This window comes from Opitutia bacterium, assembly GCA_016217545.1.
GTDB lineage: Bacteria > Verrucomicrobiota > Verrucomicrobiia > Opitutales > Opitutaceae > Didemnitutus.
In genome coordinates, this window is record JACRHT010000012.1 from 658,263 (window position 1) to 675,819 (window position 17,557).

The 17,557-nt window shown below is 66.3% G+C and carries 17 protein-coding genes; 10 read left to right on the plus strand and 7 right to left on the minus strand.

The window, feature by feature from the left end; genetic code table 11:
• Positions 1 to 3 precede the first annotated feature (3 nt).
• A complete protein-coding gene (locus tag HZA32_09685) occupies positions 4 to 456 on the minus strand; it encodes a DoxX family protein (protein ID MBI5424352.1) in 453 nt (150 codons plus the stop codon).
• A gap of 59 nt (positions 457 to 515) precedes the next feature.
• Here HZA32_09685 and HZA32_09690 point away from each other — a divergent pair, with 59 nt between their 5' ends.
• Positions 516 to 1,013, plus strand: a complete 498-nt coding sequence (locus tag HZA32_09690; protein MBI5424353.1) for a MarR family transcriptional regulator — start codon at positions 516 to 518, stop codon at positions 1,011 to 1,013.
• A gap of 289 nt (positions 1,014 to 1,302) precedes the next feature.
• On the opposite strand, the gene HZA32_09695 is transcribed toward HZA32_09690, so the two are convergent.
• Complete coding sequence (locus HZA32_09695) at positions 1,303 to 1,866, minus strand: heme-binding domain-containing protein (protein MBI5424354.1); 564 nt, start codon at positions 1,864 to 1,866, stop codon at positions 1,303 to 1,305.
• A gap of 19 nt (positions 1,867 to 1,885) precedes the next feature.
• Here HZA32_09695 and HZA32_09700 point away from each other — a divergent pair, with 19 nt between their 5' ends.
• Positions 1,886 to 2,656, plus strand: a complete 771-nt coding sequence (locus HZA32_09700) for a rhamnogalacturonan acetylesterase (GenBank protein ID MBI5424355.1) — start codon at positions 1,886 to 1,888, stop codon at positions 2,654 to 2,656.
• 358 nt (positions 2,657 to 3,014) lie between these two features.
• A complete protein-coding gene (locus HZA32_09705) occupies positions 3,015 to 3,431 on the plus strand; it encodes a hypothetical protein (GenBank protein ID MBI5424356.1) in 417 nt (138 codons plus the stop codon).
• Here HZA32_09705 and HZA32_09710 read toward each other — a convergent pair.
• The 3 genes from HZA32_09710 to HZA32_09720 form a co-directional block, all read right to left on the minus strand.
• A complete protein-coding gene (locus tag HZA32_09710; protein ID MBI5424357.1) occupies positions 3,379 to 4,026 on the minus strand; it encodes a methyltransferase domain-containing protein in 648 nt (215 codons plus the stop codon). The two genes, HZA32_09705 and HZA32_09710, sit on opposite strands and share 53 nt — an antisense overlap.
• Positions 4,023 to 4,382 (minus strand): hypothetical protein, encoded by a 360-nt coding sequence (locus HZA32_09715; GenBank protein ID MBI5424358.1) that lies wholly within the window; start codon positions 4,380 to 4,382, stop codon positions 4,023 to 4,025. Before HZA32_09715 ends, HZA32_09710 begins: the two co-directional genes overlap by 4 nt.
• Before the next feature lie 411 nt (positions 4,383 to 4,793).
• Positions 4,794 to 5,432 (minus strand): methyltransferase domain-containing protein, encoded by a 639-nt coding sequence (locus HZA32_09720; GenBank protein ID MBI5424359.1) that lies wholly within the window; start codon positions 5,430 to 5,432, stop codon positions 4,794 to 4,796.
• Positions 5,433 to 5,652: 220 nt separating this feature from the next.
• Between HZA32_09720 and HZA32_09725 the strand changes: the two genes are divergently transcribed.
• Positions 5,653 to 6,567, plus strand: coding sequence for an EamA family transporter (locus HZA32_09725; protein MBI5424360.1), 915 nt, complete (start codon positions 5,653 to 5,655; stop codon positions 6,565 to 6,567).
• Here HZA32_09725 and HZA32_09730 read toward each other — a convergent pair.
• Positions 6,564 to 7,064, minus strand: a complete 501-nt coding sequence (locus tag HZA32_09730; protein ID MBI5424361.1) for a DUF1643 domain-containing protein — start codon at positions 7,062 to 7,064, stop codon at positions 6,564 to 6,566. The two genes, HZA32_09725 and HZA32_09730, sit on opposite strands and share 4 nt — an antisense overlap.
• 119 nt (positions 7,065 to 7,183) lie before the next feature.
• Here HZA32_09730 and HZA32_09735 point away from each other — a divergent pair, with 119 nt between their 5' ends.
• The 4 genes from HZA32_09735 to HZA32_09750 all read left to right on the plus strand — a co-directional run bounded on the left by HZA32_09735 (position 7,184) and on the right by HZA32_09750 (position 14,483).
• Positions 7,184 to 9,109 (plus strand): site-specific DNA-methyltransferase, encoded by a 1,926-nt coding sequence (locus HZA32_09735; protein ID MBI5424362.1) that lies wholly within the window; start codon positions 7,184 to 7,186, stop codon positions 9,107 to 9,109.
• A gap of 74 nt (positions 9,110 to 9,183) precedes the next feature.
• Positions 9,184 to 10,641, plus strand: coding sequence for a putative DNA binding domain-containing protein (locus tag HZA32_09740; GenBank protein MBI5424363.1), 1,458 nt, complete (start codon positions 9,184 to 9,186; stop codon positions 10,639 to 10,641).
• A gap of 334 nt (positions 10,642 to 10,975) precedes the next feature.
• Complete coding sequence (locus tag HZA32_09745; protein MBI5424364.1) at positions 10,976 to 11,605, plus strand: DUF3800 domain-containing protein; 630 nt, start codon at positions 10,976 to 10,978, stop codon at positions 11,603 to 11,605.
• A 208-nt stretch (positions 11,606 to 11,813) separates the two neighbouring features.
• On the plus strand, positions 11,814 to 14,483 hold the full coding sequence (locus HZA32_09750) for a DEAD/DEAH box helicase family protein (protein MBI5424365.1): 2,670 nt from the start codon (positions 11,814 to 11,816) through the stop codon (positions 14,481 to 14,483).
• Between the two features lie 54 nt (positions 14,484 to 14,537).
• Here HZA32_09750 and HZA32_09755 read toward each other — a convergent pair whose 3' ends face one another.
• A complete protein-coding gene (locus tag HZA32_09755) occupies positions 14,538 to 15,128 on the minus strand; it encodes a DUF4202 domain-containing protein (GenBank protein MBI5424366.1) in 591 nt (196 codons plus the stop codon).
• Between the two features lie 116 nt (positions 15,129 to 15,244).
• Here HZA32_09755 and HZA32_09760 point away from each other — a divergent pair, with 116 nt between their 5' ends.
• Both HZA32_09760 and HZA32_09765 read left to right on the plus strand, forming a co-directional pair.
• The gene (locus HZA32_09760) at positions 15,245 to 16,501 is read left to right on the plus strand and encodes a hypothetical protein (protein ID MBI5424367.1); all 1,257 of its coding nucleotides are present in this window, start codon (positions 15,245 to 15,247) and stop codon (positions 16,499 to 16,501) included.
• A 76-nt stretch (positions 16,502 to 16,577) separates the two neighbouring features.
• Entirely contained in the window at positions 16,578 to 17,486 is a 909-nt protein-coding gene (locus HZA32_09765; GenBank protein ID MBI5424368.1) for a helix-turn-helix domain-containing protein, read from the plus strand.
• Positions 17,487 to 17,557 lie beyond the last annotated feature (71 nt).

The following is a 17,557-nucleotide window of genomic DNA, read 5'->3' on the forward strand; positions in this document are numbered from 1 at the left end:
ACGTTACCGCCCCAGGAGGGCGTCGATCGACCACTTGCCGCCGCCGAGCACGAGCAGCGCGAGCACCATGCCGAGCGCGAGGAGGTGAAATTCGATGCCTTCGCCCTTTTGGTTGCCGAACCAGTTCATGAAAAAGCCGTTTGAACGGTGCTGGAGCGCCGCCACCACCATGACGCCGCCGACGCCCAACGCGGCGACGCGGGTGCCTACGCCGGCGAGGAGCATCACGCCGCCGACCGACTCGGCGAGGATCGCGAGCAGCGCGAAGATCCACGGCGCGCCGACGGTGTTCGTCAGGTAGCCCATGGTGCCTTGGAAGCCATAGCCGCCGAACCAGCCGAGTGTTTTCTGCAGGCCGTGCGGCAGAATCATGATCCCGAGCGAAAGCCGCAGGAACAGCGGCGCGAAGGAGGCGCTGGTGGCGACGAGGGAAGCGAAGAGGGAATTTAGTTGCATATGCAATCATTGGACGGGGAACAGTTGCCTATGCAACTAAAAAGTGTAGGGTATCGGCCATGAAGCAGCCTCACCTGCCCGAAACGCACCTCGAAGCCTGGCGGCGTTACTACGTTTCCTTCTGGCGAATCTTCGCGGCGATCGAAGCGGATCTGCAGGCGGCGGGGCTGCCGTCGCTGAGCTGGTATGATGCGCTCTACGAGCTCTACCTCGCGCCCGACCGGCACCTGCGCATGAGCGAACTGGCGCGGAGCGCGTTGCTCAGCCGCAGCGGATTGACGCGGCTCGTGGACAAGCTCGAGAAGGAGAAGCTCATCCTCCGCAAATCCTGCCCGAGCGACGGGCGGGTGCAGCATGCGCAATTGACGGACAAGGGCGTCGAAGTGCTGCGCAAGATCTGGCCCGTTTACCGCGCGGGCATCGCGAAGTATTTCGCTGCGCACCTGAGCGAAGCCGAGGCGCAGGAATTCGCGCGCATGATGAGCAAAGTCGTCACCGCGATGCAGGCGACCAGCGGTCCCGTGGCCTGCGAGAAGAACAAGAAGCTGCCGGAGTGAGCACCACTGCGGCTGCGACCAGCGGGACGCGTCGGAGCGCATGGAGTCGGCGAGCGGAGGTCGTGCCGCCGGGGCGGGTGTTTGAGGTCACCGATAGCACGGATGAAGGACACGGATAAAATGCATGGACCGACTTAGTGTGCCCGTCCGCGTGATCCGTTTCCATCGGTGCAATCCGTGGCGAAATGAAACCGCATCGCGCGGCACATGCACCACTCGCCACCTCGCACCCTCGACCGGAGTCGAGTGACTCACGTCGGCGGTGACTCGAGGGAAACTGACCCGCCTCTCACTTCGCCGGCGCGCTCAAGGCCGCGCCGACCGTGCGGCGCGCGTTCGTCGCCCAGTCGGCGAGCGTCTTGATCTCCGCGTCAGTCAGCTTGGCGTCGCGGTGCACCCACGTGTAGGAGCCCAGCGGCATCTCGCCCCCGCGCACCTCCTCGGCGGTCTCCTCGAGTTTGCGCGTGGCGCGCTTGAGTGTGTAGGTGGTGAACTCGGAGAAATTCAGGTGGCGCTTGCCGTCGCGCACGTGCTTTTCGAGCCACCAGCCTACGGGCTGGATGTTGGCATACCACGGGTAGTTCGTGGCGTTCGAGTGGCAGTCGTAGCAGGCGCGCTGGAGGATCGATTCCACTTCCGCCGGGACGGGCGCGAGTTTGCCGATGTGGTTGGGGCCGGCGACCGTGCCGTGGTTGCCCATCGGGCGGACGGCCTGCGCGACGACCAGCACCGCGCCGAGGCCCAGGAGGATTTTGGCGGAAGTCTTCACGGTCGGGAAATTTCCACGGCGGCGCGCCGCGGGCAAGACTTCTGCGCTCGCGCGCCGGGCCGTGGGCGGCTTCACTACGGCCATGAATGTTCGGGCGAGAATCGTGATCGGTTTTCTCGGCGTGCTCACGGCGGCGGCGCCGTTGTCCGCCACCCAGCTCCATCTCGCGGGCGACTCGACGATGGCGACCAAAGAGCGCAAGACGCCCAATCCGGAATATGGCTGGGGCGAGGCGCTGCCGCGCTACTTCAGCGAACGGCTCACGGTCGTGAACTACGCGTTGAACGGCCGCAGCTCGAAGTCGTTCATCGCGGAAGGCGTGTGGCGAAAGCTCGTCGATGCGCTGCAGCCGGGCGATTGGGTGATCGTCCAGTTCGGCCACAACGACCAGAAACCCGACGCCGCGCGCCACACCGAGCCGCGCGGGGAGTTCGCCGGCAATCTCCGGCGCATGATCGCCGACGTGCGCGCGAAAAACGCCACGCCGGTGCTCGCCACCTCGGTCGCGCGCCGCAAATGGGCAGCCGACGGCGCGCATCTCGTCGATACGCACGGCGACTACATCGTGGCGGTCCGCGAGGTCGGCGCGGCGGAAAAGGTGCCGGTGCTCGAACTCAACGCGCTCACCACCGCGCTGGAGCAAGCGCACGGCGTCGAAGGCTCGAAGCGACTGCACCTCTGGATTGCGCCCGGCGTCTACGCGCGCAACGCGAAGAAGGGCTGGCAGGACGACACGCATTACTCCGCCTACGGCGCGGATCGCGTGGCGGCGCTGGCGGTGCAGGAAATCATCCGCCTCGGCTTGCCGCTCGGGGAATTTCTCGCCGGCGATCCGCCGGCCGGCGCGCAGCCGGACGGGAAGGCCGAACGCTAGCCCGCATCCCTCACACCGCGCAGTCGCTTCGGAGAATTTTCGCGGAAAAACTGTCTTGAGGTAGGGCGCGACCGCTGGGCGCGCCGAGTGGGTGGCATCACGTTCTCGGCGGGCCCAGCGGTCCCGCCCTACCCATGCCCTGCTGCGTCAGTCCGTCTTGGTGTGATTTATTCGTGGTAGAGGCGACCGGAAATCCCCGCGAGACGGAGGCGGGAGGCGGCGCCTTGGTCGCGCCCCGCAGCGCCGCGGGCGCGTGCTACGGTGGAGAGCGCGTGCAAGCACGCGGCCTATGGTGGGGCCCGGCTCCCAATGGCCTCTAGCATTGCCAGCCGCCACGGCGCGTCGCACGCTCCGGCGCGTGACTCGCCGTGCGTTCATCCTGGCTGTTTTCCTCGCGGGTTTTTGTCAGCTGACCGGCACGGCCCACGCCGCGACGGCGAACGAAGTGGTGCGCGACGCGATCCAGCGGCAGCGGGTGCTCCGGGTGCGTTACGCGGGGCACATGCGGATGATCGAGCCGCACGCCATCGGCATCACCACCGGCGGGCATCGCGCCGTGCTGGCCTGGCAGATCGAGGGCGGCAGCCGCTCCGATCCGCCGAGTGGCTGGCGAACCTTTTTGTTGGAAGACATCAGCGAAGCCGCGCTCACCGTGCGCGGATTCACGCGGCGCCCGAATTACAGCGGCGAGAAAGCCGGGCTGCACTCGATCGAAGTCGAGGTCACGCCGTCCGAGAACGCCGCCACCAATCCGACTGCAACAAGCCGCGACTGAAGGTTCGCCGGCCGGCCAGCGCGAAACCTCGCGCGGCGAGCAACTCGTCCGGCGGAGTGAGGCGGCGCGCCGGCAGCCGCGTCGCGAGGCGGAAGAACGCATACATCAGCGCGTGCACGGCGCGCGCCCGTTGGCGTGTCCATCCGCGGGGTGGCACGGCGAAATCGGTCACCAGCCACACGGCGTCCGGCGTCGCCGCATCGGCCAGTGACGCGACTACGGCGGCGAGCTCGCGCGGCGCGAAGCAATCGAGAAAGAAGTGCGTGGCGAGCGCGTCGAACTTTCCCGCGTCGGCGCGCCACTCGGGCAGACGCGCGTGGACGAACTGCACGCGCGTCACGTCGAGCCGCGCTTGGCGGGCGCGCTTTTCCGCTTCGCGCAACATGCCGGCGCTGGCGTCGACGCAGGTCACGTGCAGCCGGCAGTGCTGCGGGAGCAATTCGTGGAGAAACCGCCCGTGTCCGACGCCGGCGATCAGCAGGTGCTCGCGATCGGCCAGTTGGTCGACCCACGCCGTCCGCGCGCGTTGCAGCAGGCGCCCGGCGAGCACGCGCTCCATCCAGCCGTAATGCGGAGCGAGGAGATCGAAGCTCACGCGAGGCTCCACCACGCGCCGGCGCCGAGCGCGCCGACGGCGTAGGCGACGACATCGCGCCAGTCGCCGGTCGCGTGCGGGAAGACGTGCGGCGCGACCACCTCGGCGGCGAGAGACCAGGCGGCGAGATGGAATGCGATCTCGGGCCAAAGCGGGCGGCGGTCATGTTCGCGCAGGCCGAGGCGGCGCTGGACCCAGAGTGCAACCGGCAGCGCAGCCGGAATCAGGAGCAGGTCCGTGAACTGGTCGTGCCAGAAGCCGTGTGCGACGTGTGCGCGCAGCCACCAGCGTCCGAATGCGTAGGCCGCCACCGCGCCGACGCAGAGCGGATCGAGCGCGTAGCGGAAGCGTTTCACAACAGGCCGGCGATCAGCAGACCCGAGCCGACGGCGAGAGCGACGCGGACGAAGAAGTTCGCGCGGGGAGAGAGCGTGGAGAACATGCCGTCACGAAAAAGCGATTCGCGCACGGGGCAAACCGCGAAACCACGTGGCGCGCGTCACCATCGCGGCTCATGGCGATCAGAAGCGGGTGCGCGAAGGCGGAAAAATGGGTGCGGAGGAACGTGAAGGCGAGCGAGAGGTGGTTGCCGGCGTCCCGACGGCGACGGGGCGTGCCGCGGGCGTGGCGCCGCCGGGACGTCGGCGCCCACCTCGGCAAGAACGGTTTCGAAAATACCGTGGCCAGAGGCGGCGGACGCGGGCGGGATTTTTTCACGGCCCGTCAGGCGGACCGGGGACGGCCGGTGGGAAGCCGGCGCTATGCGCTCACGCGACGGCCGGGCGGCAGAGCAGGTAGAGCCACATCGGCGTGCCGTCGGGATTTTTCTGCACGGCGCCGGAGATCGTCTCGAGGCCGGCGTCGGCGACTTGCGCGCGCCACCAGTCGACGGGTTGGACCGTGAGGTGAAGCGGCGCGCCGAGGACTTTGGGGCCGAAGGCGTCGGGAAAAAGCGCGATGCCGAGAAACACGCAGCGCGTCGCGGCGGCGCGCAGGTTGCGCAACACGGCGGGCACGTGCTCGGTGGGGATGTGCTCCATGACGTCGGTGCAGACCACGGCGTCGTTCGGCGCGGGGAGCGCGCCTTCGTCCCACATGCAGCCGAGCGTGAGGAAGCCGGGCGTCATCTTGTCGGCGAACCACGGGTCGAGGCAGTTGGCGGCGATGTCGAAGCCGCGGATGGAGAAGTCCGCCTGGTTGTGCTCCATGATGCGGCGCATGAATTTCCCGGAGCCGCAGCCGGCGTCGAGGATCGTGCGCACGCCGAGGTCGCGGAAGCGCGCGGCGAGATCGAGGCGCTCGAGGGCGTGGAGGCCGGGCGAGAATTTGCGGTAATCCTCGTGCTCCCACATTTGCTCGTATTTGGCGCGTTCGTGGTCGGCGGAGGGTTCGAGAGTGGCGGTCATGGCGGTGAAGGCGGGCGCGATCGCAAACGATCCCCGCCCGGCCGCGGGAGGCCGGGAGGTGTTCGCCCAATCGGCACCATCGGCACGAACCGGGCGGACTTGCGTGCGAATTGTGGGACCGTCCGTCCGCGCTGTATGGGGAATTCGCCCTTGGCGCTGTGTCCGGGGAGCCAATTGACCGCTTGCCCGGGGCGGAGTGGAGGATTGTTTCGCTGCGCGCATGAACAACCTCGGACTGTTTATCACCTCGGTGCTGATCTGGGGTTCCACGTGGCTGGCGATCACGTTCCAACTCGGGAAGGTGCCGCCCGAGGTGTCGGTCGCGTATCGTTTCGCCCTCGCGAGCGCGATGTTGTTCGCCTGGTGCGGCGTGCGGGGGCTGCGGCTGCGCTATTCGTGGGCCGAGCACCGCTGGATGGCGTTGCAGGGGTTGTGTCTGTTCGGGCTCAACTACCTGACGATCTACCTCGCGGAGGCGGAGATCAGCTCGGGGCTGGTGGCGCTGGTGTTCTCGTTGATCGTGTTCATGAACATCGTGCTGGCGCGGGTGTTCTTCGGGACGCCGATCCGGCCGGCGATGATGCTGGCGGCGTTGCTCGGCGTGGGCGGCGTGACTCTCGTGTTCCTGCCCGAGCTGGGTCATGGCGTCGGTCGCGGCAACGCCCTGCTCGGGCTCGGACTCGCGGCGGCTTCGACGTGCTTTGCCTCGCTCGGCAACATGATCTCGGCGCGGAATCAGCGGCAGGGATTTCCGGTGATGCAGACCAACGCCTACGGCATGGCCTACGGCGCGCTCTTCGTGGCGCTCTACGCGCTGGCGCTCGGGCGGCCGTTCGTGTTCGACGCGACGCCGGCCTACGTCGGGTCGCTGATCTACCTCGCGCTGTTCGGGTCGGTCATCGCGTTCGGCGCTTACCTGACGCTGATCGGCCGCATCGGGGCGGACCGTGCGGGCTACACGGGCGCGGTGATTCCGATCGTCGCGGTGGTGCTCTCGACGTTTTTCGAGGGATTGCAGTGGCACGCGACGACCTTCGTCGGCGTGGCGCTCTGCCTCGCGGGCAACGTCGTGGTGTTGCGCGGCAAGGCTGCGGCGGCGCGAGCGGCCGCGACCGGCGCGCCCGCGAAAACTTAACGCTCTGTCGCGGGTGCGGCGGGCGGCCAGCGCACGAGCGGCTGCTTGGCGGCGACGTAGAGCGGGTGGCGCGGATGGCCGTCTTGCGTCGTGCCGAGGCACCACAGTTCGCGGCCGGAGAAGAGTTTCACGACCGCCTCCGCGCGCGCCTGGTAGACGCCGCTGACGCCCCACGCGGCGACGATCTTCTCGCACCGCGCGGCGGCGGCGAGGAGCGAGGTGTCGTTTTCCGCGCCGACCGGGTCGGGGTCTTTCATCATCTCTTCGGGGTAGGGCGTGCGCAGGCCGAAGAGATTGGCCATGAGGAAGCCGTCGAAGCCCTCGCGTTTCGAAAAATCCGCGATGCGCGTGAGCGTCGGGTCGAGCTGCGACTCGTCGGCCGTGGAGGGATTGAGCCCGATCCACATGATCAACCGGTCGCCGAAGAGCGGGTTCCACTGGTGCACCAGCGAGTAGCGGTGCCGGCGGTCGGGCGAGAAGTGACAGACGTTGTCCAAGGCACGGCATGGTTGCCTCAGCGAGAGCCCCGAGCGCAAGACCGGCGTTGCCGACACGGGTCGATTGCGCCACGGCTATTGACGCCGCGCCGGGCCAGCGCGCTAAATCCCGCCTGCGCATGACCTCACCCGCTTCGCCCGAGCGCCTGCCGCTGTCCTCCCCCGATCTCGCCGCCGAGCGCCTTGCCCGCCTGCGCGAGCTGCTCCCGGGCGCCTTCACCGAAGGCAAACTCGTCCCCGCGAAACTCGCCGAGCTCGTCGGCGCCGCGGCGCTCTCCGCCACGCCCGAGCGCTACGGGCTCTCCTACGCCGGCCGCGCCGAGGCGCTGCGCGAGATGCTCGCGCCCAGCCCCGGCACGCTGCGGCCCGACCGCGAAAAATCCGTCGCGTGGGACGCCACCGAAAACCTCATCGTCGAGGGCGACAATCTCCACGTGTTGAAGCTCCTCCAATCGGCCTACGCCGGGGCGGTGAAGCTCATCTACATCGACCCGCCCTACAACACGGGCAACGACTTCGTCTATCCCGACGATTTCCGCGCCGGCGTGCGGCACTACAAGGAGCTGACGCAGCAAACGCTCAGCACGAACGCCGAGACGAGCGGCCGCTACCACAGCGACTGGCTGAAGATGATGCACCCGCGCCTCGCCCTCGCCCGCAACCTCCTGCGCGACGATGGCGTGATCTTCGTCTCCATCGACGACCACGAGGTCCAAAGCCTCCGACCGATAATGGACGAAGTTTTCGGAGAAGAGAATTTCGTGGCGCAACTCATCTGGAAGCGAATGGACAGCCCGAGTCGCAACGATGAAGACCGGAAGTTCTCAGCCTATCACGAATACCTTCTCGTCTACGCTCGCGGTGACGCGGAAGTCGGCATCACGCGAGAACATCGCCCGGGGATTGTTGATGCCTATCCGCTGACTCTTCCCGATGGCCGAAAGGCGCGTCGTCGCCAACTTCGGAAGAACGGTAAAAGCGCGGCGCGCGAAGATCGTGAAACCATGTGGTATGATCTGACAGCGCCGGACGGCACGCAGGTTTGGCCGAAAGATCCGGTTGAAGGCTGGGAAGGTCGGTGGGCTTTGTCGCGAAAGACATGGGACGATCGAACCGCAGATGGAATGACCGAGTGGATCAAGCGGGACTACGGTTGGGTGCCCTACTACATTGAGACTGCTCCCGACGCTCCCACCGCACCCTGGTCCACTATCTGGGACGACGTTGACCAAAACCGACAAGCGAAGGCCGAGTTGAATGAACTGATGGGTTCGGTGACGGCAGACATGACGCCGAAGCCAACATCTTTGCTAAGGAAATTGATTGGATTAGCGGCCGGCCCGTCCGACCTCATCCTCGACTTCTTCGCCGGGAGCGGGACGACGGGGCAGGCGGTGCTGGAGTTGAACCGGCAGGACGGCGGGAACCGGAAGTTCATCCTCGTGCAATTCCCGGAGCCGACCGGCCGCGCGGATTTCCCCACCATCGCCGACATCACTCGCGAACGCGTGCGGCGGGTCATTAAGAAATTAAACACAGAGGACGCGGAGAACACAGAGAAGCAGAAAGCCGAGTTGCCACTCTCTGCGACGTCCGTGGCCTCTGGGTTGAAAAAATCCGTCCCCGGTTTCCGCGCCTACCAGCTCGACGACTCCAATTTCAAACTCTGGGACACCGATGCCGCGCCCACCGACGCCGCGGCGCTGGCCAAGCAGCTCGAATTGATGGCGCACAACGTCCTCGACGGACGCGGCGACGACGACTTGCTGGCCGAGCTGCTCCTGAAGTGCGGCCACCCCGGCGTCACGCTCACCAGCGCCGTGGAGACGCGCGAAGTCGCCGGCGCGCCGGTGCACTTGCTGGCGGAAGGCCGGCTGGCGCTGTGCCTCGCCCGCGCGCTGACGCAGGAGGTGTTGCGCGGCATCGTGGCCCTGAAGCCGCAACGCGTGCTGTGCCTCGACGTGGGTTTCCACGGCAACGACCAGCTCAAGACGAACACCGTGCTGGAGATGAAGAGCCACGGCGTGCAGTTCCAGACGGTCTAGGAAGTCAGTTGTCGCCTAAAACCCTATCAAAGAATAACTCCGAACTATTAGGAAATTCCGAATAGTTGCCCGCCATGAGTGAATCATCTCTTCAAGAAACGATCCGTAGCCTGACGGCGTTGCCGCGGGAGACGGAGTGGATCGAGTTCAAAGAGAATGACGCCCGTGAAGACGAAATCGGGGAGTATATCAGCGCGCTGGCGAATGCCGCGGCCCTGCTGGAGAAGGATGCGGCGTTCTTGGTGTGGGGTATTGAGGATGCCACCCATCGCGTCGTCGGCACGAGCTTCGATCCGAAGCAGGCGAAGGTCGGCAACGAGGAACTGGAAAACTGGCTGCACCGGCAGCTGCATCCTGCGGTGGATTTTGTTTTTGACGAGGGAGTCGTCGACGAGCGCCGGGTCGTGCTGCTCACCATTCAGCCGTGTCGGCACAGCCCGGTGCGGTTCCGGGAGACGGAGTTCGTGCGGATCGGCACCTACAAGAAGAAGCTGAAGGAGTATCCGGAAAAGGAGCGGGCACTGTGGGCGAAGCTCTCGGCTAAGTGTTTCGAGGAAGGAATCGCGGCCAGCGGCGTCTCGGATGACGAGGTGCTGACGTTGATCGATTATCCGTCGTTTTTCGAGCTGATGCAGGCGCCATTGCCGGCCAACAAGGCAGCGATCCTGGAGCGGCTGGCGGCGGATGAGTTGGTGGTTGCGAAGACTGGAGGACGCTACGACGTGACGAATCTCGGAGGGGTTTTGTTCGCCAAGGAGCTACGGGCGTTTGGGCGTCTGGCGCGAAAAGCGATTCGCGTGGTGCAATACAAGGGCCACGACCGGCGCGAAACCGTCCGGGAGCGCGAGGGAACGCTGGGCTACGCGGCGGGATTCCGGCGTTTGCTGCGCTACATCAACGACAGCCTGCCGGAGAACGAGATCATCGGGGAAGCGTTGCGGCAGAGCGTCAAACTCTACCCGGAGCTGGCGATACGCGAGTTGGCGGCGAATGCGCTCATCCATCAGGACTTCTCCATGAGCGGCACGGGACCGATGATCGAGCTGTTCAGCGATCGGCTGGAAATCAGCAATCCCGGACGGCCGCTGATCGATCCGCTGCGTTTCATCGACCACTCCCCGCGTTCGCGAAACGAGAAATTGGCCGACCTGATGCGCCGCGTGCGGATTTGCGAGGAGCGGGGCAGCGGATTCGACAAAATCGTGGCGCAGGTCGAGGCGTTCCAATTGCCGGCGCCGGACATCAGCGTGGACGACACTCACACACGGGTGTGGTTGTTTGCAGCGCGGCCATTTTCGGAGATGGACCGGGCGGATCGCATCCGGGCCTGCTACCAACACTGTTGCCTGCAGTGGGTTTCGCGCCAGGTGATGACCAATTCGTCACTCCGCTCGCGTTTCAAAATCGAAGAAGAGGACTACGCGGTGGCGTCGCGGATCATCCGCGATGCGATCGATGCCGGGCTCGTCAAGCCCGAGGACCCTGAAAACCGGTCCCGGAAGCACGCCAAATACATCCCGTTCTGGGGCTAATCTTATGTGCATTTCATGGTCCTGCGGTTGGCTTGACGGAACTGAGGTTGAGGGCATCGGTAGTCACATAATGCTATTATTCAGTATCTTGCGTAGATCTTCTGCCGCCTCCGGCTTATATGTGCCTCATGTGCACAGTGTGCATGGGCAGGGATTCGAACCCCCGATGGCGGCCGGACACCCAGTTGTTGCAAAAAGTGCAACAACTCAACGGACAGAGGCCCTGACCGCATGAAAATCCTCTTCGATCCTGCGCAGGAATTCCAGCTCCACGCCGTTCGCGTGAGCTGCAACCAGGTCGACCCCTCCGGAATTTCCGGATAGTTGCCCTGCCATGCTGGTCTTCATCGACGAATCAGGCGATCCCGGCATGCCGCCCGGCGGCAGTCGCTCCGAGTATTTCACGGTGACGTTGGTCACGATTCAGGACCACGAGGAAGCGACCGCCATCGAGCAGCGGATCGCCCTTCTGCGGCGCGAACTCAACCTGCCGGACACCTTTGAATTTCATTTCAGCAAGCTGAAGCAGGCGTGGCGGGAGGAGTTCCTCCGGACGCTGTCGCGCTACGAGTGGTTCTACTTCGCGGTGGTGCTCAACAAGGCGAAGCTGACAGGCAAAGGATTTCAGTTTCCCGACCCGTTCTACAAATACACCTGCGGCCTGGTTTTCCAGAATGCGAAGCCCTACCTGGAAGACGCCATCGTGGTGATCGACGGGAGCGGCGGCCGGGAATTTCGCACGCAACTCAGCACCTATCTCCGGAAACGCGTCAACGAGGCCGGCGAGGGACCCAAATCGATCCGCAAGGTGAAGCTGCAAGACTCGCGGCAGAACTCGTTGCTTCAGCTGGCCGACATGGTTTGTGGGGCGGTCGCACGCAGCTACACGGTGCCCGGCGAACAAAGTGCCTTGAGAAAGTTGATCTCCCACCGGGAGATGCAGGTGCAATTCTGGCCAAAATGAAAATCCCCCCGACCTATCCTTGCGGAAAGAGCACCATACGGAGCCGGTTCGGTCTGGGGGGCAATTCCGCTGTCACTATCGGCACGACCACCTCGAAAATCAAGTCGGCATTGTGCCACGTGGCACAGGGGGATTCGAACCCCCGAGGGTCCGGCGATCCAACTGTTGCACAAAATGCAACTGTTCAACGGACTGAGGCCCTGACCGCATGAAAATCCTCTTCGATCCCGCGCAGGACTTTCAGCTCCACGCCATCCGAGCCGTGGTGGAGGCGTTTGCCGGGCAGCGACCGGCCGGCGGAGCTTTCGAATGGCAGGCGGATGCGCTCGCGGGCGACCTCTTGACCGAGCTCGCCGCCGGCAACCGGCTCGATCTCACCGAGGCGCAGGTCGAGGCCAATGTCCGCCGCGTGCAGGCGGAGAGTTTTCGCGATCATCCCGAGGCCGCGCGCGCCGACGTGCTCGGCGCGCCGTGGGCGGGCATGAATTTCTCCGTCGAGATGGAGACGGGCACGGGCAAGACCTACGTCTATCTCCGCACGATCCTCGAGCTGCACGCGCGCTACGGTTGGCGGAAATTCATCGTCGTCGTGCCGAGCGTCGCGATCCGCGAAGGCGTGATGACGAGCGTGGAGCTGATGCGCGACCACTTCCGCGCGCTCTATGCCAACGTGCCCATCGAGGCGTGGACCTACGACTCGGCGCAGGTGTCACGGCTGCGGCATTTCGCCACCAGCCCGGCGCTCCAGCTCCTCGTCATCAACATCCAGGCCTTCGACAAGACGACGAACATCCTGAACAACCCGAACGACCGCCTGAGCGGCCGCCGCCCCATCGAGTTTCTCCAGTCGGCCAATCCGGTCGTCGTGCTCGACGAGCCGCAGAACCTCGAAAGCGAGCGCGCCCGCGCGGCCATTGCGAGCCTCGGGCCGCTCTGCACGCTGCGCTACTCGGCCACGCACAGAAACGTTTACAACCTCCTCTACCAGCTCGACCCCGTGCGCGCCTTCGAGCTGAAGCTCGTGAAGGCCATCGAGGTGGACAGCGTGCGCGAGGAAGGCGATTTCAACCGGCCCTACGTGCGCTTCAAGAAAGCCAGCCCCGGCGCGCGCGGCATCACAGCCAAGGTCGAACTCGACGTGCAGACCGCCACCGACGGCGTGCAGCGCAAGGACGTGACGTTGAAACACGGCGACGATCTCGCGGCCAAGACCGGCCGTGCGCTCTACGCCGGCCTCGTCGTGCGCGGCATCAACGCCACGCCCGGTGCCGAGCGGCTCGACCTCGGCCAGTTTTCCCTCGGCCTCGGCGAAGGCAGCGGCGTGCTCGACGACGCCATCCAGCGCGTGCAGGTGAGACAGACGATTTTGAAGCACTTTGAAAAAGAGCTGACCGTCGCGCGGCTGCCCGCCGGCCAGCGCATGAAGGTGCTCTCGCTCTTCTTCCTCGACCGCGTGGCCCACTACGCAGCCGACGACGGCAAGGTGCGCGGCTGGTTCGCCGCGGAATACGAGGCGGCGCGCGCGATGCCGCGCTTCGCGCCGCTCACGCTCCCGCCGGTGGAGCAGGTGCACGCCGGCTATTTCGCGTCGCGCGACGGCGTGGCGATCGACTCCAAGGAGAAGAGCACGCAGGCCGACGAGGCGGCCTTCGAGCTGATCATGCGCGGCAAGGAGCGGCTGCTGTCGCTGGAGGAGCCGGTGCGCTTCATCTTCAGCCACTCGGCGCTGCGCGAAGGCTGGGACAACCCCAACGTGTTTCAAATCTGCTCGCTGCGCGAAATGAGCACGGAGCGCGAGCGTCGGCAGACCATCGGCCGCGGCCTGCGCCTGCCGGTGCGCGAGGACGGCACGCGCTGCCACGACGCCACGCTCAACCGGCTCACGCTCGTGGCCAGCGAGGCATTCGAGGATTTCGCGCGCGGCCTGCAGGCTGAGTTCGCCGACGCCGGTGTGCGCTTCGAGACCAAGCTCGTGCACAACGCGCGCAAGCGCCGGAAACTGACGCTGCGCAAAGGCTGGGACGCCGATCCGGAATTCCTCGCGCTGTGGGAACGCATCAAGCACCGCACGCGCTACTCGGTGACCTACGAGACCACGCGCCTCGTCACCGAGGCGGCAGCGGCGATCCGCGCGCGCCCCGACACGATTTCGGAGGGACGCATCGCGGTGACCTCGGCGAGCGTGAGCGTCACGCGCGAAGGCGTGGCGGAGCAGGTGCAGTCGGCCTACACGGCGGCGACCGTGGAGGCGCCGCGCCGCGTGCCGGATCTGCTGAGCGAGCTGCAGAAGCGCACCGAGCTGACGCGCACGACACTCGCCGCGATCCTCGCGCAGAGCGGCCGGCTCGGCGACGCGTTGGTGAACCCGCAGCAATTCGTCGAACTCGCCGCCGGCGAGATCGAGCAGAAGAAACGCGAGCTGCTAGTGCAGGGCGTGCAATACGAGAAGCTCAGCGGCGCCGAAGCGTCATGGGAGATGATGTGGTTCCGCGACCGGGAGCTGGAGCCGTATCTCGAACGCATCCAGGACACACCGCAGCGCGGACTCTACGACGGCGTCGAGTTCGACTCGGCGGTGGAGCGGAGATTTGCCGAGCAGCTCGACGCGCGCACCGAAATCAAGCTTTTCGTGAAGCTGCCGTGGTGGTTCCGCGTCGAGACGCCGGTCGGCGACTACAATCCCGACTGGGCCATCGTGCGCGAAGTGCCGGGAGAGCCGCCGCGGCTGTATCTCGTGCGCGAGACGAAGTGCACGGACAACTTCGCCAAGCTCGGGAAAGAGGAGCAGGACAAGATCGCGTGCGGGAAACGCCACTTCAAGGCGCTGGGCTTCGCGCCGGGCGGCTATGACTGGATAGAGTCTGCGGCGAAGGTCTGAAGGACTTCCAAGCGTCTACCGGGGCGGTTTCGACACGCGCGGAACGGGTTGGGGTCAACTCGTTCCACCCAGCGCTTCGCGCACGAGGGCGGCGATGGCTTCGGGGAGCGGCAGGGCGAGCGCGAGGTCGTGCGCGCGCAGGCTCATTTTTTTCCAGGTCTTGCGCAGGATCTCGATGAACTTCGCGCGCGGGTAGTCGGCGTGTTGCGCGGCGAAATCGGCGATCTCGTTCTCGAGGAACACGAGGCACGCGGCGTCTTCGAGGGCTTGCGTGCCGGGGTTGGTCTTCAGGGCGGTCTTCGAGACCCACGTGTAGACTTCGTCCGCCTCGGCGGCGGCGACTCCGGCTTGGAGCAGCAACTCCTTCGCGCGCGCGGCTTGTTTCACGTAGAGCGATTGGCGCCACTTCAGGTAGCCGACCTTGCCGTCGGGGAACGTCGTGCGCGGCACGCTCCAACGCTCGAGATGCTGGCAGCGCGCGGCGAGGCGCAGCAGCGGCGACGCGTCGGACACGACGCGCGCGACCCACGCCTCCATGCGCTCGGCGTAGACGAGTTCCGCGGCGCGTCCGTCGACCGCGCGTTTAGGATCGGCGGCGTGAGCGGCGTCGATGAGCGAGCGGGCGGCGGCGTAGGCGTCGGACATGCGGGGAAGGGAGACGCGCGCGCCGCGCGGCGGCAAGCGGCCCCTGCGTCACCGCCGGAGCGAAGGAGGGGAGAACCGGCTGGCGCGCGACCGTTTCGCCCCCACACTGCGCGCGCATGGCTTGGCGCATCGACCAGCACGTAGTCCGGGGCGAGATCGACAATCGCATGCGCGGGCGCACGGTCGGACGCATCTGGTTCGCCGGACGCGCGGAGCCGATGGAACTGGAACTGCGGGGCGATTGCTGGCGCGATCTGGCGGGGCGGCGGCTGGAATTCGTCAATCCCGAGCCGCAGCCGGGTTTGCCGGCGAATTTCGCCGCGCGGCAGGCGGGCGAGGTCGGCGACATCACGGCTTCGCGCAAGGTGAAGGTGCGGGGCATTCCCTTCGAGGGACTGCGCGGCGACGAGGAGGGCGCCCGGGAGGTGCCGTGGCATTGGGGCAACGCGCTGCGGCTGGAGTGGTTTTCCGAAACCAACGGGCGCGTGGTGATCGAGAGCGTGGGTTTCGAGCTGAAGATCGTGGGTGAGCCGACGTGGGAAATGTCGGCGGCCGAGGAGGAGCGGCAGAAGCACGCGAACGCGGCGGCGCGCGACGGCTACATGGCGCAGCAGGAGGAGGCGTGGTTGAACGACCGCGCGCGCGACAATCCGGGGAAGCGCCCGGCCGACGTGCACGGCGATGCCGCGGGCCGGCCCGGCCAGCCGATGACGGAGGCGGAGGCCGACGCGATGCAGGCGCGCAGCGATTTGCTCAACGACCGCGTGCAGGCGCGCATCGAGCGCGAGGGCGACGCGGCGGACCACGCGAAGATCCTCGAGGAGGAGATCGAGCGCTTGAATCGCGAGTATCCCGCGCCGGAGCCGACGCCGGAGCAGCGCGCGCGGAACGAGGCATGGTTGGAGGAGTTCAATCGCGCGCCGGATGCGGACGAGGATTTGGATCATCCCGACGCGGAAGCGGAAGACGACCAGCCCTACGAGCACCCGCTGGTGGCGCGCATCACCGATTTGCTCGACACCTGGCGTGCGCAGGCGGAAGCGGAGGAATGGATTCCCGAAGACGCGGTCCCGGAGCACCCGGCGCAGGAGCTGATCCACGCGGTGTGGCGGGCGACCGTGAAGCTCGCCGTCGCGCTGAACGGGCGGAGATGGCCGCCGGATCTGGATTTCTGTGCGCTGACGATCGTGCAGTTGAAAAAGGCGCGCGAGTATCTCGACGACGCGTTGCGCGCGACCGAGTCCTGCCACGAGGAGAAGCTGCTGACGCCCGAGCAACTGGGGCCGATCCTCGTGGACCTGATCGACCTCGCGCACGACGCCAACGCGCTCATCGCGGAGCTGCGGGAGAAGCTGGAGCGCGGGACGGATTAGGCCTCGGCTCGGAATCGAAAACGTCAAAACCACTCGGACGGCTGGCTCTTCGCACGGTCCTGTGTTGAATGGCGGGGTGATTCCCGTCCCGTCGTCCACCTCCATCGAGGCTTTTGAAAAATACGTGGGCGGGACGTGCGTGAAGGCGGGAACGGGCGCCGCGTGGCAGGGCGTCAAGGCGTGGAGCATCCTGCCGCCGCGCGTGTGCGACGGACGCATGATTCCGGCCGTGAACGAGCCATTCCTGGCGTGGACCTATTCCGGCGACGTGGTCTTCGAGGAGCGCGAGACGGGCGGCCCGTGGAAAGCCTGTCGGTTGCGGCGCGGCTCGTTTTTCCTGACCAACGGCGGGGACGCCTACGAGTGCCGCTGGCGCTCCGTGGGGCGCGAAGTGTTCGACACGCTGGCGGTCTTCATCGAACTGCCGCTGCTGAAAAGCGCGTTCGAGGAGGTCTTCGGGGCCGATGCGCCGCGGGCGCGGTTGCGCGACCTCTCGGCGTTCACGGACGAGACGCTGGATTTCTACATGGTGCGCCTGCGCGAGGAATTGCTGCGCAAGACCGGCAGCCCGATCCTGATTCGCGGGCTCGGCGAGGTCATCGCGATCCACCTCGCGCGCCACTACGCAGAGGCGATCGACGACCCGCGCGGGACGGCGCCGTCGTTGCCGGGCTTCAAACTGAAGCAAATCACCGCGGCGATGGCGCGAAACCTCGCCGAGGACTTCAGCCTCGAGCGCCTCGCGGCGCAGGCGCAGCTGAGCAAGTTTCACTTCAGCCGGCTCTTCAAGGCGGCCACCGGGCGCTCGCCGTCGCGCTACCAACTCGACTTGCGCCTCAACACCGCGCGCCGGCTCCTGCGCGAGACCGACCGCAGCATCATCGAAATCGCGCTCGAGGTGGGCTACCGCAACCCGAGCCGTTTCGCCCAGCTCTTCCGGCGCGAGACCGGCCTGACGCCCAGCGAATATCGCCGTCGGCGCTGACGGCACGCGCGCTTTCGCGCAAAATCATGACAGGTCGCGCAAGGGGTTGGGCGACGGATCGGGCGCGAAGA